The 13,634-nt window shown below is 71.4% G+C and carries 14 protein-coding genes; 3 read left to right on the plus strand and 11 right to left on the minus strand.

The window, feature by feature from the left end:
• Positions 1 to 33: 33 nt before the first annotated feature.
• A complete protein-coding gene (locus J2Y46_RS15615) occupies positions 34 to 762 on the plus strand; it encodes an NAD(P)-binding domain-containing protein (protein ID WP_310243472.1) in 729 nt (242 codons plus the stop codon).
• Between the two features lie 99 nt (positions 763 to 861).
• Here J2Y46_RS15615 and J2Y46_RS15620 read toward each other — a convergent pair whose 3' ends face one another.
• The 7 genes from J2Y46_RS15620 to J2Y46_RS15650 all read right to left on the minus strand — a co-directional run bounded on the left by J2Y46_RS15620 (position 862) and on the right by J2Y46_RS15650 (position 8,109).
• A complete protein-coding gene (locus J2Y46_RS15620) occupies positions 862 to 1,263 on the minus strand; it encodes a DUF2809 domain-containing protein (protein ID WP_310243474.1) in 402 nt (133 codons plus the stop codon).
• Entirely contained in the window at positions 1,260 to 1,829 is a 570-nt protein-coding gene (locus tag J2Y46_RS15625) for a mismatch-specific DNA-glycosylase (protein ID WP_310243476.1), read from the minus strand. Before J2Y46_RS15625 ends, J2Y46_RS15620 begins: the two co-directional genes overlap by 4 nt.
• 45 nt (positions 1,830 to 1,874) lie before the next feature.
• Positions 1,875 to 2,345, minus strand: a complete 471-nt coding sequence (locus tag J2Y46_RS15630) for a hypothetical protein (protein WP_310243478.1) — start codon at positions 2,343 to 2,345, stop codon at positions 1,875 to 1,877.
• 89 nt (positions 2,346 to 2,434) lie between these two features.
• Positions 2,435 to 3,400, minus strand: coding sequence for an agmatinase (speB, locus tag J2Y46_RS15635; protein ID WP_310243480.1), 966 nt, complete (start codon positions 3,398 to 3,400; stop codon positions 2,435 to 2,437).
• On the minus strand, positions 3,397 to 5,058 hold the full coding sequence (locus J2Y46_RS15640; protein ID WP_310243482.1) for a thiamine pyrophosphate-dependent enzyme: 1,662 nt from the start codon (positions 5,056 to 5,058) through the stop codon (positions 3,397 to 3,399). The genes speB and J2Y46_RS15640 overlap by 4 nt, the downstream gene beginning before the upstream one ends.
• Positions 5,055 to 6,746, minus strand: coding sequence for an amidohydrolase (locus tag J2Y46_RS15645; RefSeq protein ID WP_310243484.1), 1,692 nt, complete (start codon positions 6,744 to 6,746; stop codon positions 5,055 to 5,057). The genes J2Y46_RS15640 and J2Y46_RS15645 overlap by 4 nt, the downstream gene beginning before the upstream one ends.
• Positions 6,747 to 6,786: 40 nt before the next feature.
• Positions 6,787 to 8,109 carry an MFS transporter gene (locus J2Y46_RS15650; RefSeq protein ID WP_310243486.1) on the minus strand — a complete coding sequence of 441 codons (1,323 nt, stop codon included), beginning with the start codon at positions 8,107 to 8,109 and terminating at the stop codon, positions 6,787 to 6,789.
• 218 nt (positions 8,110 to 8,327) lie between these two features.
• Between J2Y46_RS15650 and J2Y46_RS15655 the strand changes: the two genes are divergently transcribed.
• Complete coding sequence (locus J2Y46_RS15655; RefSeq protein ID WP_310243487.1) at positions 8,328 to 9,254, plus strand: Lrp/AsnC family transcriptional regulator; 927 nt, start codon at positions 8,328 to 8,330, stop codon at positions 9,252 to 9,254.
• Positions 9,255 to 9,360: 106 nt separating this feature from the next.
• Here J2Y46_RS15655 and J2Y46_RS15660 read toward each other — a convergent pair whose 3' ends face one another.
• From J2Y46_RS15660 to J2Y46_RS15675, 4 genes are all read right to left on the minus strand, one after another.
• Positions 9,361 to 10,053, minus strand: coding sequence for a lipoyl protein ligase domain-containing protein (locus J2Y46_RS15660; RefSeq protein ID WP_045299085.1), 693 nt, complete (start codon positions 10,051 to 10,053; stop codon positions 9,361 to 9,363).
• Positions 10,054 to 10,090: 37 nt separating this feature from the next.
• On the minus strand, positions 10,091 to 11,668 hold the full coding sequence (locus J2Y46_RS15665) for a multicopper oxidase family protein (RefSeq protein ID WP_310243489.1): 1,578 nt from the start codon (positions 11,666 to 11,668) through the stop codon (positions 10,091 to 10,093).
• Positions 11,655 to 12,131, minus strand: a complete 477-nt coding sequence (locus J2Y46_RS15670; RefSeq protein ID WP_310243491.1) for a hypothetical protein — start codon at positions 12,129 to 12,131, stop codon at positions 11,655 to 11,657. Before J2Y46_RS15670 ends, J2Y46_RS15665 begins: the two co-directional genes overlap by 14 nt.
• A 109-nt stretch (positions 12,132 to 12,240) precedes the next feature.
• Complete coding sequence (locus J2Y46_RS15675) at positions 12,241 to 12,942, minus strand: hypothetical protein (RefSeq protein WP_310243493.1); 702 nt, start codon at positions 12,940 to 12,942, stop codon at positions 12,241 to 12,243.
• Between the two features lie 127 nt (positions 12,943 to 13,069).
• Between J2Y46_RS15675 and J2Y46_RS15680 the strand changes: the two genes are divergently transcribed.
• Positions 13,070 to 13,558 (plus strand): adenosine-specific kinase, encoded by a 489-nt coding sequence (locus J2Y46_RS15680; RefSeq protein ID WP_045299093.1) that lies wholly within the window; start codon positions 13,070 to 13,072, stop codon positions 13,556 to 13,558.
• The last annotated feature ends 76 nt before the right edge of the window (positions 13,559 to 13,634 follow it).

The following is a 13,634-nucleotide window of genomic DNA, read 5'->3' on the forward strand; positions in this document are numbered from 1 at the left end:
CTCGCGGGTGATACGGCGGCTAGCCTGATTCGCGTGGGTGAGCGCACGGGGACGGGGATCACGGATGCCGGCGCGCCACCCCGCATCCGGACGCTCGGCATCATCGGCGCCGGGCGGGTGGGGCAGGTGCTCGCCCGCCTCGCGATCGCCGCCGGTCACCGCGTGCTCGTGGCCGGCTCGGGCGACCCCGCACGGATCGCCGGCACGATCGAGGCTGTGGCTCCCGGCGCGGTCGCGGTCGAGGCATCCGTTGCCGCACGCGACGCGGATGCGATCGTGCTCGCTCTGCCGCTCCCCCAGCACCACACGCTGCCCGCCGAAGATCTGCGGGGAAAGCTCGCGATCGACGCGATGAACTACTGGTGGGAGGTCGACGGGCTGCGAGCCGACTTCGGCGACCTGCGCACCACGACGAGCGAGACGGTGCAGAGGTTCATGCCCGAGACCCGGGTCGTGAAGGCGTTCAACCACATGGGCTACCGCGATCTCGACGAGGAGGCGCGGCCGGTCGGGTCCCCCGGTCGGAAGGCGATCGCGGTGGCGGGCGACGACGAGGCATCGGTCGCACTCGTGATGCGGCTCGTCGACGACCTGGGCTTCGACCCGGTGCTCGCGGGGCCCCTCGCTGCGGGCATCATGCTCGAGCCCGGCGCCGAGGCCTTCGGCGCCGACGTCGACGCCATCGAGCTCCGCGCGATGCTCGACCGCTTCCCGACCTCGCAGCGCGGAATCATGGTGGCCCGCGCCCGCGCCGCGGGCTGACCCCGGCTTCCTCCCTTCTCCCACAGGTCAACCGGGGTTCTACAGGAGAAGCGCGCGGCGTTGGTCCTGTAGAGGCCCGGTTGACCTGTTGAGGCGGGGTCAGCTGCCAGGAGCCTCGGCCGCACGCCGGACTCTGCGGATCCCGGCATCGACGGCGGTCGCGAGAATGATCGTCGCGACGTAGACCAGGAGGTCGCGGGCGTCGAACACCGTGCCGAGGACGAGCATCACGGGTGGGAAGGTCGCACCCCAGACGAGCGGGAGCCCTGTGAGCTGGAACAGCTCGACGGCGACGCACCACGCGGCGGCGATCCCGCCCGCGGCGAGCGGGGGAAGGCGCGGGGCGGTCAGCACCACCGCCAGGTACGCCGCGACGGCGTAGAGGGCGTCCCCGGCGATGTCGGTCGCTGCCGTGTCCGGCAGCAGGCCGTGCACCAGCAGCCCTGCGGCGACCGTCACGACGAGCAGCAGCGCGGCGACGAGCCGACGAGTGCGGGTCACGAGATCACGCCCGCGGCTCGAGCGGGCTCCGCGTACGCCTCGGCCAGCGTCGCCACCGTCATGTGGGCGTTCAGGCCGCTCGGATTGGGCACCACCCACAGTGCGGCGCCGCCGAGATCGTCGGGCTGCCGGCCTGCAATCGCCCGCGGCTGCGCGAAGCCCTGCCGATAGGCGGTGAGCCCGAGGATCGCGACCACGGCGGGCCTCCAGCCGGCGACATCGCGGGCCAGCCGCTCGGCGCCCTCGCGGAGCTCTGTCCGCGAGAGCTCGTCCGCGCGCGCCGTGGCGCGCCGCACGATGCTCGAGATGCCGATGCCCGCGTCGAGCAGCATGCGGCGGTCGGCTTCGGCCATGCCGTCATCCCCGATGCGCGGCATCCGTTCGATGATGCCGGCCGCGACGAGGGCCGGGTAGAAGCGATTGCCCGGGTACGCGAACGGCACGCCGGTGGCGGCCGTCCACAGACCCGGGTTGATGCCCACGAACACCAGTTTCGGGTGCGAGGGCATGAGATCCGGGATGCTGCGCCCGCGGTACGTCTGCAGTTCGGCGCGCGTGAAACCCATGCGTTCAGTCTCACGCACCCGCGGGCGCAGCCCGGCAATGAGGCGTCAGGTGCGCGTCTGACCAGCCGGCTCGAGGGTGAAGTCGTTCGAGGCGGACCCGTCGGGGCGCGTGCTCTCCTGGAACACGAACTCCAGGCCGCGCTCGTCGAAGGCGCGGAACCAGTCGTCCCACGAGACCTCCTTGAGGTCTTCGAGGTCGTTGCCGAAGTCGAAGTCGAAGCGGAGTTCGCCGACGTCGCCGTCGTCCTCGGTGCCTTCGACGATGGCCGGGGTCGCGTGACGGTCCTCCGCCCACTGGCGGATCACGTCGTGGTCGGTCGTCGCACTGTGCTCGACGGGCTCCTGCGGGATCGACTCATCCCGCTCCGGCACGGCGTTCTGGCGGGCGTCGGCCGGGGTACCGACGCGGGGGTCGGCCGCCTCGCGCTCGCGCTGCTCGCGGCGCGTGGCCGCGATCGGCTCCTCGGCGCGCGCGTTCTGCCGCGGGGTGTCCATGTGCTCTGCGTGGTCGCTCATGAGCGTCCTCCTTCTGGGGTCCTCCCAGACTGCGGCGGGCAGAACGCCGTGTGGAGGGGCTTGTCACCGGGCACGGTGCGCGCTAGGACTCAGTTCCGCGCGGCGTCGATCTGCGCCGCCATCAGCGTGACGAGCTCGTACACGACATGGCTCGCGGCGATGCCGGTCAGTTGCGCGTGGTCGTACGCGGGCGACACCTCGACCACGTCCGCCCCCACGACGTCCAGGTCGCTCAGGGCACGCAGCATCCGGAGCAGTTCCCTGCTCGTCATGCCGCCCGCCTCCGGGGTTCCGGTGCCCGGGGCGTGGGCAGGGTCGAGCACATCGATGTCGATCGAGATGTACAGCGGCTTGTCGCCGACGCGGCGGCGAACGCGCTCGATCGCGGCCTCGATGCCGCGCTCCTCGATGTCGACGCTCGAGACGATCGAGAAGCCGAGACGCTCGTCGTCGTCGAGGTCCTGCTTCGAGTACAGCGGCCCGCGCGTGCCGACGTGGCAGCTCGCGGTGAGGTCGATGAGACCCTCCTCGCTCGCGCGGCGGAACGGCGTGCCGTGCGTGACGGGGGCGCCGAAGTAGGTGTCCCAGGTGTCGAGGTGCGCATCGAAGTGCAGCACGGCGACCGGCCCGTGCCTCTTGTTCACGGCGCGCAGCAGCGGGAGGGCGATGGTGTGGTCGCCGCCGACGGTGACGATGCGGTCGACGCGCTCGCCGAGGGCCGTGGCCGCGGTCTCGATGTCGGCGACGGCCTCGCCGATGTCGAACGGGTTCGCCGGGATGTCACCGGCATCGACGACCTGCGCGGCCGCGAACGGGGACACGTCCTGCGCGGGGTTGTACGGCCGCAGCAGCCGCGACGACTCGCGCACGTGCGACGGGCCGAAACGCGCTCCCGGGCGGTAGCTCACGCCGGTGTCGAACGGGATGCCGACGATCGCGAGATCGGCGCGCGGCACCTCCTCGATGCGCGGCAGCCGTGCGAACGTCGCGATGCCGGCGTAGCGCGGGTAGACAGATGCGTCGACGGGGCCGACGGGTTCGCGGTCGTCAGTCATGACTCACCTCTCAGGGTCGAAGATTCGGTCGACGGATGCTGCGCCCCGGCGTTCTGCGGAATGTGGACGAGCTGAACGCCGCCGGCGGCGAGGGCTTCACCGAGCGCAGCGGCGATGTCGTCGGAGGTCTCGGCACGCCGGCCGGTCGCCCCGAACGCGTTGGCGAGGGCGACCCAGTCGGGCTGCACGAGATCCACGCCGACCGGGCGGATGCCGCGATCCACCTCGTTCTGCTTGATCTCGGCGTAGCCGCCGTTGTCGACGCATACGACGGTGAGGTCGAGGCGCTGCTCGACTGCCGTCACGAGCTCGTTGACGCAGAACATCAGCGCGCCGTCGCCGACAACGGCGACGACGGGGCGGCCGCCGACGGCGGGCTGGGCGATGCGGGCGCCGATCGCGGCGGGGAGCCCGTAGCCGAGCGTCGCGTAGGTCGGCGTGTACAGGAGCGAGTGCGGGCACGACTGGCGCAGCACGTTGGCGAGCGCCAGGTACACGATCTGCGACGAGTCGCCGGCGACGATCGCGTCGGGCGGAAGTGCGGCCGCGAGAGTCTCGGCGAGCGCGACCGTCCCGGGGAGGATTCCGGCCGTCTCGGCGGCGATCGCGGCGCGTTCGGCCGTCACGTCACGGAGTGCGCGAGGCTCGTCGGCAAGCGCGGCGAGGAGGTCTTCGACCACGGCGGTGCAGTCCCCCACGATGCCGACGGACGCGTCGAGGTTCTTGTGGAGCTGCGCGGCCGAGATGTCGACGCGGACCACCGCGCCGCGCGCGTCGAGTCGCGGCGCCCACAGCTCGGCCTCGCCGAGCTTCGAGCCGAGCACGAGCAGCACGTCCGCGTCCTCGGCGACCCGGCGCGCGGCCTCGAGGCGCAGGTTCGACCCCAGCGACAAGGGGTGGTGCTCATCCACGGTGGCCTTGCCGTTGAGGGTCGTGACGACCGGGGCGCCGAGCCGCTCGGCGAGCGCCGTGATCGCGCGGCCGGCACGCGTGGCGCCGCCACCCGCGACGATCACCGGGCGCGCAGCATCCGTCAGCAGCTTCACGGCGTCGCGCACCGCAGCCGCGTCACCGCGAACCGGCGCGGGAGCCGGACGAGCCTCGCGCGCCGCCGCCGGCACGTCGGCCGGAGCCTCGAGCACGTCCAGCGGGATCTCGATGTGCACCGGGCGGGGGCGCCCGGTGCGGAACAGCGCGAACGCATCGTGCACCGCGTCCACGGCGTCCGCCGCCGTCGTCACGCGACGCGACCACTCCGCGATCGCGCCGACCATCGCGGTCGCATCCTTCGTCTCGTGCAGCGTGCCGACGTCGCGGAACTCGGCCCCGAGGGCCACGCCCGGCGAGATCACCAGCAGCGGCCGCGACTCGCAGAACGCGGTGCCGATCGCGCTCATCGCGTTCTGCAGACCCGGGCCCGACGTCGTGATGACGACGCCGGGCAGCCCCGTCTGCTGCGCCCAGCCATCGGCGCCATAGCCCGAGCCCTGCTCGTGGCGGTTGGTCACCGCGCGCATGCCGAGGCCTTCGAGCGGCCGGTACAACTCGAGGTTGTGCGTGCCCGGAATGCCGAACACCGCGGTGACCCCGTAGTTGCGCACGGTCTCGAGCACGGCGCGGCCGGTCGTGTCGGAGTACTGGTCCGCGATGTCGGTCATGGTGTCAGCGCCTCGACGCGCGCCATCGCGTACCGTCGTTCGCCCGCGACCCACGTCTCGAGCACCGGGATCCGCGAGATCTCGCTCGCGTCGACCGCAAGCGGGTCGGCGCCGAGCACCGCGAAGTCGGCGTACTTGCCGGCCTCGAGGGAGCCCAGGTCGTCTTCGCGGCCCAGTGAGACCGCGCCCTCATAGGTGTGGGCGCGCAGCGCCGCATCCGCCGACACCCGGAGGGAGTCGGGACCGAGCTTGTGCCCACGGCGCGTCACGCGCGTGACGGCGGTCTGGATCGCCTCGAGCGGGATGGGCTCGGCGACAGGCGCATCGGACGAGATCGTGAACGGCACCCCGGCCGCCTCGAACTCGCCGAGCGGGTTGAACCGCTCCCCCGGGGTGCCGATCGCCTGCTCGACCCCCTCGCCCCAGTTGAAGTAGTGCTGGGTTTGGTTGACGGGACGGATGCCGGCTGCCGCCATGCGCCGGATCTGCTCCGGGGTCGGCAGCCCGCAGTGCTCGATGCGGTGGCGGGAGTCGTCGTCGGGGTGCTCGGCGAGCGCCGCCTCGATCGCCGACACGACCATCTCGATCGCCGTCGGCGACTGGGCGTGCGTCGCGGTCTGGAGGCCTGCGGCGTGCGCCTTGCGGATGAGCTCGGCGTACTCGGCGGGCTCGTGGTAGAGCTGCCCGGTCCGGCACGGGTCGCCGACGTAGCCGTCGGGGAAGTACGCCGTCCAGCCGCCGAGCGTGCCGTCGGCGTACAGCTTGATGCCGGCGAAGCTCAGGTGGGCGTTGCCGAACTGGCCGACCAGCCCCATCTCGAGCGCCTCGTCGAGCAGGTGCGACAGCAGGTACATCGACACCCGCAGCTCCAGCCGGCCGGCCTCGGCGAGGCGCAGGTACATGTCGAACTCGCGGCGCGACACCTGCGCGTCGCCGATCGTCGTCACTCCCCCGGCGAGGAACCGCTGCGTCGCGACATCCAGCTGCCGCAGGTGCTCCTCCGGCTCGTCGGCGAGGTGGAAGTTCGGACCGTGGTGGCCGATCTTCACGCCGTGCACTCCGGTGAGCATGTTGCACGCGGCATCCGAGATCTCGCCGGTGAGCTCGCCGTCGGCGTCGCGGAAGATCTCGCCGCCCTCGGGGTTGGGGGTGTCGCGGTCGACGCCGTTGATCTCGAACGTGTAAGAGTTCACGACGCCGCCGTGCCCCGACGCGTTCATGAGGTAGACCTCGCGGTCGGTCGCGACCTCGTCGAGCTCGAAACGGGACGGATGCCGCTGCTCGGCGAGGTTGCGGTGCTCATAGCCGTACCCCCGCACCGGCCGCCCTGCCGGCAGCCCGGCGGCCGCGGCCTTCAGCAGCGCCACGATCTCAGGGATGCTGCCCGCCTTCTCGGGACCGCAGTCCACCCAGGTCATGAGCTGGCCGTACATGAGCGGGTGGGCGTGGGCGTCGACGAAGCCCGGCACGACGACCGCGTCGCCGAGGTCGACGACCTCGGGGTCCAGGCGGAGGGCGGCCGCAGCATCCCGGCACTCCTGTGCCGTGCCGATCGCGACGACGCGTCCGCGGTCCGTGAGCATCGCGGTGGCGGTGCTGTCCTGCGCGTCGACGGTGTGGATGGCACCGGCGATCACCAGGCGCGGGGTCTGCTGCGCGGGGCGGTCGAAGGGAGCGAGCTTTCTCATGGTGTCCTCGGTTCGAGTTCGAGTGCGGACGGAGCCGTGCTCAGAGGGTGCGGGCAGCCGTGGTGTCGGTGCGCGGCGTGAACGAGTCCGTCACGGGCGCCTCGTCGGAGTGCTGCGGTGCGAGCCAGGTGCAGAGGCCGGCGAGCAGGGCCATCCCCATGAACATGAAGATGACCGACCAGACGCTGCCGGTCCACGCGATGAGCATGGTCGCGAACCAGGGCGAGAAGCCGGCCCAGATCGCCGCGCCGACGCCGTACGACAGCGCGATCGACGTGTAGCGCGCCTGCGGGCGGAACATCTGCGCGAGGATCGCGGCGATCGGTGCGTAGGTGGCGCTCATCGCGATGCGCACGAGGGAGGCCAGCAGGAAGATGACGGGCTCTACCTTGCCGGGCAGCACCAGCATGAACGGCACGAACGTGAGCACAGAGGTCACCAGGCCGATGTACATGATGTTCTTGCGGCCCCATTTGTCGCCGAGCCACGCGACCGGCAGCGTGACGACGAACTCGATGAACGAGGCGATCGTCATGGCGTCGAGGATGAGCTGCGGGCTCATGCTGATCGGCTCGCCGGTCGCGTACGAGGTCGCGAAGGTGGTGGCGAGGTAGTAGCCGCCGGTCGAGATCGGCAGCAGGCCGATGCCGAGCAGGATCGGCTTCCAGTTGACGCGCAGTGCGAACGCCAGGGGCATGGTCTGCTTGCGGCCCTCGACCTTCTGCTCGAAGACCGGCGACTCCTCGACGCGGTAGCGCACCCAGAAGCCGACGGCCACCAGCACGATCGAGAGCAGGAACGGGATGCGCCATCCGCCGTTCATGATGAAGTCGTCACCGAAGCGCGACATGATCGCGAAGATCCCCGAGGCCAGCAGCGCGCCGGCCGGGTTGCCCAGCTGCGTGAAGCCGCCGTAGAACGTCTTCTTGCCGGCCGGAGCGTGCTCGACGCTCATGAGCACGGCGCCGCCCCACTCGCCGCCGACAGCGAGGCCCTGCAGGGCGCGCAGCAGGATGAGGAGGATCGGGGCGACGATGCCGATCGCCTCGTACGTGGGCAGGCATCCGACGAGCACCGTCGAGACACCCATCAGCAGCAGCGTGATGACGAGCGAGACGCGACGCCCGAGCTTGTCGCCGATGTGGCCGAAGATGATGCCGCCCAGCGGGCGCACGAGGAACGCCACCGCGAACGTCGCGAAGGCGGCGGCGGTCTCGGCGAGCGGGTCGCCGCTCGGGAAGAAGAGGGGCCCGAACACGAGCGCGGCGGCGGTCGCGTAGACGTAGAAGTCGTACCACTCGATGGTGGTTCCCACGAACGCGGCGATGCCTGCGCGCCGCGCCCTGCTGGTGGTGGAAGTCATGACCGCTCCTTTGCGGATGTATCGGGGATGCGATGAGGCTAGAGACGAACGGATGCCGCTGGCAAGCGCAGAACTCCAGCGTCGGACGCGATCCACTGGGGTTCTGTCGGGCTCGGTGCACAGAATCACATGCGGCGTCCTGTTCCTATGGTTCTAGACTCGGATTCTGCGCATCAGGACGCGCGTTCTCCGGGAAATCGACGAATTCGAGGATCGCGATGGATTTCGACGCCGAACTCATCCGCGAGCTGCAGGTCGACGGCCGCGCGAGCATCCACACGCTGGCCGGTCGCCTCGGCCAGTCCCGCGCCGCCGTCTCGACCCGGCTCAACGCGATGCTCGCCGACGGCACCGTGCGCGTCGTCGCCGCCGTCGACCCGGTGTTCCTCGGTCAGCATGTGCTCGCCCACGTGTCCATCCGCACGCAGGGCGGTGTCGAGCCCGTGGCGCAGCACCTGCGCGGCCTCAGCGAGACCGTGCTCGTCTCGGCGGTCGGCGGCGCGTACGACCTCGTGACGGAGGTGCGACTCGGGTCGATGCCGGCGCTGCACGACCTGCTCGCCCAGATCCGGGCGCTGCCCGGCGTCGCCGACATCAACACCCTCATCTACACCGATGTGGTCAAGGGGTTCTTCGTGTCGGAGTACCACGGCGACGTCACCATCGACGCGATCGACACCGCACTCATCGAGCAGCTGCAGCGCGACGGCCGCAAGAGCTACCGGGCACTCGGTGAGGCCGTGCGCCTGTCCCCCTCGGCGGTGACGACGCGGGTACAGCGGCTCGTCGACGGCGGCGTCATCAAGATCAGCGCCGTCGAGGCACGCGGCCTCGTGCACCGTCAGCTGTCGATGGGCGTCGGCCTCAACCTCGCGGGCGCCGACGATCGCGTGACCGAGGCGCTGCGCACGTGGCGCGGCGTGGACTTCGCCGCGCGCACCCTCGGCCGCTTCGACGTGGTCACGACCCTCGTCGAGCCGTCGGCCGGCGCGCTGTACTCGAGCCTCGAACGGATCCGCGAGATCCCCGGCGTCTCGGGCGTCGAGGCGTGGTTCCACCTGGCGGTGCTCAAGGAGGACTACGCCCGCACCCTCCGACCCGCCGGCGGCGGCATCCCGCAGCCCCTCGGCTCGATCACCGGGTGAGCCGTGCGCCGGCGCGTGCACAGAATCGGAGAGTTTGCGCGACACGCCGGGCCGCAGCATCCATCTCCCGGCGCGCCGGCCAGGACCTCCGATTCTGTGCGGGCGATCAGAGCGGCGCGGCGAGCGCGGTGATCAGGGCGTCCTCGACCATCGTCCTCGGCATGCGAGGGACCTCGGTCGCCAGCGTGCCGAAAGTGGCCGGGTCCCAGTCGAGCTCGAGCGCCGCGTTGACCGCGAGGAGCACATCGGTGAACCGATCGACCGCGCCGAGCGGCAGCATCCCGCTGAGCAGTCGAGCGCCCCGCACCGCGCGCTGTGAGGTGCCGATGAGCTTGACTGCGCCGCGCGCATTGAGGCTGAACTCGCCGGGGCAGTACTCCCCCGGCACGTCGCCGACGCGGGCGTCGACGCCGAGCCCGCGCAGCGAGGCGGCGAGCGCGTCACCCACCTCGCGGAAGAACCGCGCCTGGTCGATCGAGCCTTCGGCCTCGCGCGCGACGACGTCGAACACGATGCAGCTCTCGTCGTAGGCGACCGCCCGCCCGCCGGTGGGGCGGATGGCCGGGGCGAAGCCCCGCTCGACCGCGGCGGCCCGGGCGACCTCGAATCCGGGCAGCCGGCTCTCGCGCCGGCTCATCGCGACCGTCGGCACCGGCGCGTACACCCGCACCACCCGGTGCGCGGCGATCGTGCCGTCGGCGACGGCTCGCAGAAGCTCGACCGACCGCTCGAGGTCGGTGGCGGCATCCGCCCGTTCCTCCTGCCGGATCACGAGAGCCGAGCCGTCACGCAGGGTCATGCGCCCACACTCTCACGCGAGCGGCGCGGCCGGGCGTTCACTCCGGGTCATTGCCGGTGTCCCGCCCGAGGCGGAAAGGCGTCGTGACGCCGTGATACGCGACGTGGGTCATGAGACCTTCCGAGGCGTGAGGGAGGTTGTGGCAGTGGTCCATCCAGACGCCGGGGTTGTCGGCCACGAACGCGACCTCGAACGACTCGCCGTGCGCGACATCGAGGGAGTCCACCCACCACGGGCTGCCCGACGACGGTACGCCGTCACGTGAGAGGACGAGGAGGTGGTGGCCGTGCAGGTGCATCGGATGCCCCTCGCCGCTGCTGTTCGAGATCGTCATGACGACGACATCGCCCTCGTCGACCATGTACATCGGCACCGCGGCCCCCATGCCGCCGTTGATCGTCCACCAGTAGCCCGGCCGGCCATCCAGGAAGCCGGGAAGGCGGCCGATGTCGTAGGCGAACCGGCGATCCGGCGCTTCGGGGTCGAGGGCGACGTCTGCCGGTTCCCCGTAGGACAGCAGGTCGAGATGCTCCCTGGGCGCTGACGTCTCGTCGGCATCGACGCCATCGGGGCCGATGGTGACCGAGGCCCCCGGCACCTGGACGCCGACTGCCCCGCTCTCGGGAACCCGTACCTCGAGGTCGGCGCGACCGCCGGCGGTGATCTGCACGCTCTGGTCGGCGACCGAGGTGGGGCCGACGAGGTCGTGACCGTCGACGGCGAGTACTCGGAAGGGCGAACCGGTCACCCAGGCGCTCGTCGGCGTCGAGTCCGTGTTGATGAGTCGCACTCGGACGATGTCGCCCCGGGCGGACTCGCGGTGGGAGTCGCCGAGAGCGCCACCGATCGTGCGCTGACCCCCGGGATAGGTGTGGATCGCTGCGACCACGTCGACGGCAGGAGGGTTCACGTCCGCGGCGGCGGCAGCATCCGTCTCCGGAGCGGGATCGAGGATCAGCGCACCGAAGAGGCCGCCGACGACCTGCGGATGCGACGCCTGGTGCGCGTGGTACCAGAACGTGCCGACCTGCTCGGCGACGAAGCGGTAGGTGAAGCTCTGCCCGGGCATGACGGCGTCCTGCGTGACACCGGCGACGCCGTCCATCGCGTTGGGGACGTCGACCCCGTGCCAGTGCGCGGTGACGCCGGCGGGCACGTCCTCGTTGCGCAGCACGACCTCGACGAGCTGGCCCTCCGTCGCGCGGATCGTCGGGCCCGGCGTGGTGCCGTTCAGGGTGAAGCCGTCGAACGGCTGTCCTCCGGCGATGCTCACGCGCTCGGCCCGCGCGGTCAGTTCGACGTGAACGTCGGCGGGCCGGTCGGGGTCGGCGGTCAGCTCGGGCACGCTGATCCCGTCGGCGCTCGCCGGCACGGCCGCGCCGGCGCCGGCGCCGGCCGCGGCGCTGTGGCCGTGCGCCACGGCGTGGGCTTCGGAGCCGGCGCCGCCCCCGAAATCCGGCACGCCCATGTCGAGCGCCGAGTACGAGCCGGGCAGCACGCTGGCCCACCACATCCAGCCGACGAGCCCGACCGCGACCAGACCCAGCACGGCGCCGAGCCGGCGGGCGAACCACGCCCACCGGCTCTTCGCCGATGCGGTTCTAGGCGGAAGCACTGGCGGCAGTGGGCGCGGCGACCGCGTCGGCCTGTGCCGAGACGCGGCGCTTCGAGGCGTTGAGTCCGGCCAGGAGCGCGGTCGTGAACAGCAGCAGCGCGTTGACGCCGTGCAGGAACCCGAGCAGCGGGATCCCGTGGCCGAAGAGGCCGAGCGTCACCTGCAGGATGACCAGGCCGAACACGCCTGCCGCGAACGCGACCCCACGCCGGATCTTCGCGAAGAAGGACACGATCAGCAGGATCAGCGCGAGCGCCGGGATGACGAACATGCCGTTCATGCCGTGGATCATGAAGCCCATCACCTCGGGGAAAGGCGGCGGGCCCTCCTGCGCGGACGCGTCGACGACGCCGCCTTCGGCGATGTACAGCCCCAGGCCGGCCGACGCCCAGGCGTGCGAGGCGGCTTGCAGCGCGACGAGCGCGCAGATGGCGAATGACAGGATGCGGTAGGTGATGCGCATGACAGCTCCTCGGTGTCGGGTTCAACGACACGACAGAGCATCTGGGCGGCCGCCTGATACATCCGCGACGCGACGCGGCTGTCCTGCACCGCCTGTCGGGGTGTGGAGGTCAGCGTCCGCGCCAGTGCGGCGGCGCGCCCGCGCTCGGGCGGAGCGGCGCATACGTCTTCCACACCATCCGGTAGCGGAACCCGCCGTAAGAGACGGCGGTCGCGACGATGGCGAGACCGACCACGACGCCGACGACGACCGCCGCGATCACGGGCATCCCGAGCGCCGCGCAGAGACCGCCGACGAACATGCCCCCGACCGACCCGTTGACGAGGATGCTGAGGATCATCGACGAGCCGAGCACCTGTTCCAGCCCGCCGCGGTAGCGAAGGAACGAGTACGTCACCATGGACCCGAGTTGGTCGTCGCTGGGTGAGGCGAGGAAATAGCCGGCGGCGGTGGCATCGACGTCGGCGTAGGCGCCGCGGATGCGGTTCATCGCGACCACGTACATGAGGTCCTCTTCGGCGACGGTCATCACGCGCATGAGCGTGAGCAGGCCGACGACCGACAGGAACCCGAGGATGCCGAGCGCCGCCGCGGGGAACCACGACCCGAACCGCGTCGCCTGCCCGAGCAGGCCGATCGTGACGAGGCCCGCCGAGACGAGCGTGAGATAGATGCTGATCCGCGTGAGCACCTCGCTCTGCGCCGTGCTGCGGGCGGCGAGCAGCCCCCAGTGCTCGGTCGCGAGGATCTGCAGCCGACGCGCGAGCGCGGCGTCGCTCTCGGCTCCGCCCCCGTCGGCCTCGGTCGCCATGGTTCATGGTCCCACCGAGGTCGAGCATGCGGTAGGCCAGGCTCACCAGCCGGGCAGGACAGGGCGCGTGCACCCCGCGCGGCGAGGGGGCCGGGAGTCTAGGCTGGCGCTGTCGGAGGAGGTTCCCATGACCGTCGACATCGAGGTCGTTCCGCTGGAGAAGCCGGACGACGTGAACGTCATCGTGGGCCAATCGCATTTCATCAAGACCGTCGAGGATCTTCACGAAGCGCTCGCCGGGGTGGGGGGAACCCTGCGGTTCGGGGTCGCGTTCTGCGAGGCGTCCGGCGCGCGGCTCGTGCGTCGCACCGGCAACGACGACGACCTCGTCGCCCTCGCCGTCGACGCCGCGCTGGCGATCGGCGCGGGCCACTCGTTCGTGATCATGCTGCAGGGCGGCTTCCCGGTGAACGTCCTCAACCAGGTGAAGGCCGTGCCCGAGGTCTGCTCCGTCTACTGCGCGACCGCGAACCCCATCCAGATGCTCGTCGCCGTGACCGACGCCGGCCGCGGCGTCGCGGGTGTCATCGACGGCCGGCCGCCGGCCGGCGTCGAGACCGAACAGGACGTCGCCGACCGCCGCGATCTGCTGCGCGCCATCGGGTACAAGCTCTGACGCGACGGCGGTGGGGATCGACGATCGCCCGGATGCCGCTAGCGTCGAAGGGCGCGGTGATGCGCCGGCCAGGAGG

The organism is Microbacterium sp. BE35, assembly GCF_031457705.1.
Lineage (GTDB): Bacteria > Actinomycetota > Actinomycetes > Actinomycetales > Microbacteriaceae > Microbacterium > Microbacterium trichothecenolyticum.

What these genes read in the sequence shown, in the direction of transcription:
- J2Y46_RS15625 (WP_310243476.1), bottom strand. Translation starts at nt 1,829, where the DNA reads ATGGGTTTCACGCGCGCCGAACTGCAGACGTACCGCGGGCGCAGCATC.
- J2Y46_RS15630 (WP_310243478.1), bottom strand. Translation starts at nt 2,345, where the DNA reads ATGAGCGACCACGCAGAGCACATGGACACCCCGCGGCAGAACGCGCGC.
- speB (WP_310243480.1), bottom strand. Translation starts at nt 3,400, where the DNA reads ATGACTGACGACCGCGAACCCGTCGGCCCCGTCGACGCATCTGTCTAC.
- J2Y46_RS15640 (WP_310243482.1), bottom strand. Translation starts at nt 5,058, where the DNA reads ATGACCGACATCGCGGACCAGTACTCCGACACGACCGGCCGCGCCGTG.
- J2Y46_RS15645 (WP_310243484.1), bottom strand. Translation starts at nt 6,746, where the DNA reads ATGAGAAAGCTCGCTCCCTTCGACCGCCCCGCGCAGCAGACCCCGCGC.
- J2Y46_RS15650 (WP_310243486.1), bottom strand. Translation starts at nt 8,109, where the DNA reads ATGACTTCCACCACCAGCAGGGCGCGGCGCGCAGGCATCGCCGCGTTC.
- J2Y46_RS15655 (WP_310243487.1), top strand. Translation starts at nt 8,328, where the DNA reads ATGGATTTCGACGCCGAACTCATCCGCGAGCTGCAGGTCGACGGCCGC.
- J2Y46_RS15660 (WP_045299085.1), bottom strand. Translation starts at nt 10,053, where the DNA reads ATGACCCTGCGTGACGGCTCGGCTCTCGTGATCCGGCAGGAGGAACGG.
- J2Y46_RS15670 (WP_310243491.1), bottom strand. Translation starts at nt 12,131, where the DNA reads ATGCGCATCACCTACCGCATCCTGTCATTCGCCATCTGCGCGCTCGTC.
- J2Y46_RS15675 (WP_310243493.1), bottom strand. Translation starts at nt 12,942, where the DNA reads ATGGCGACCGAGGCCGACGGGGGCGGAGCCGAGAGCGACGCCGCGCTC.
- J2Y46_RS15680 (WP_045299093.1), top strand. Translation starts at nt 13,070, where the DNA reads ATGACCGTCGACATCGAGGTCGTTCCGCTGGAGAAGCCGGACGACGTG.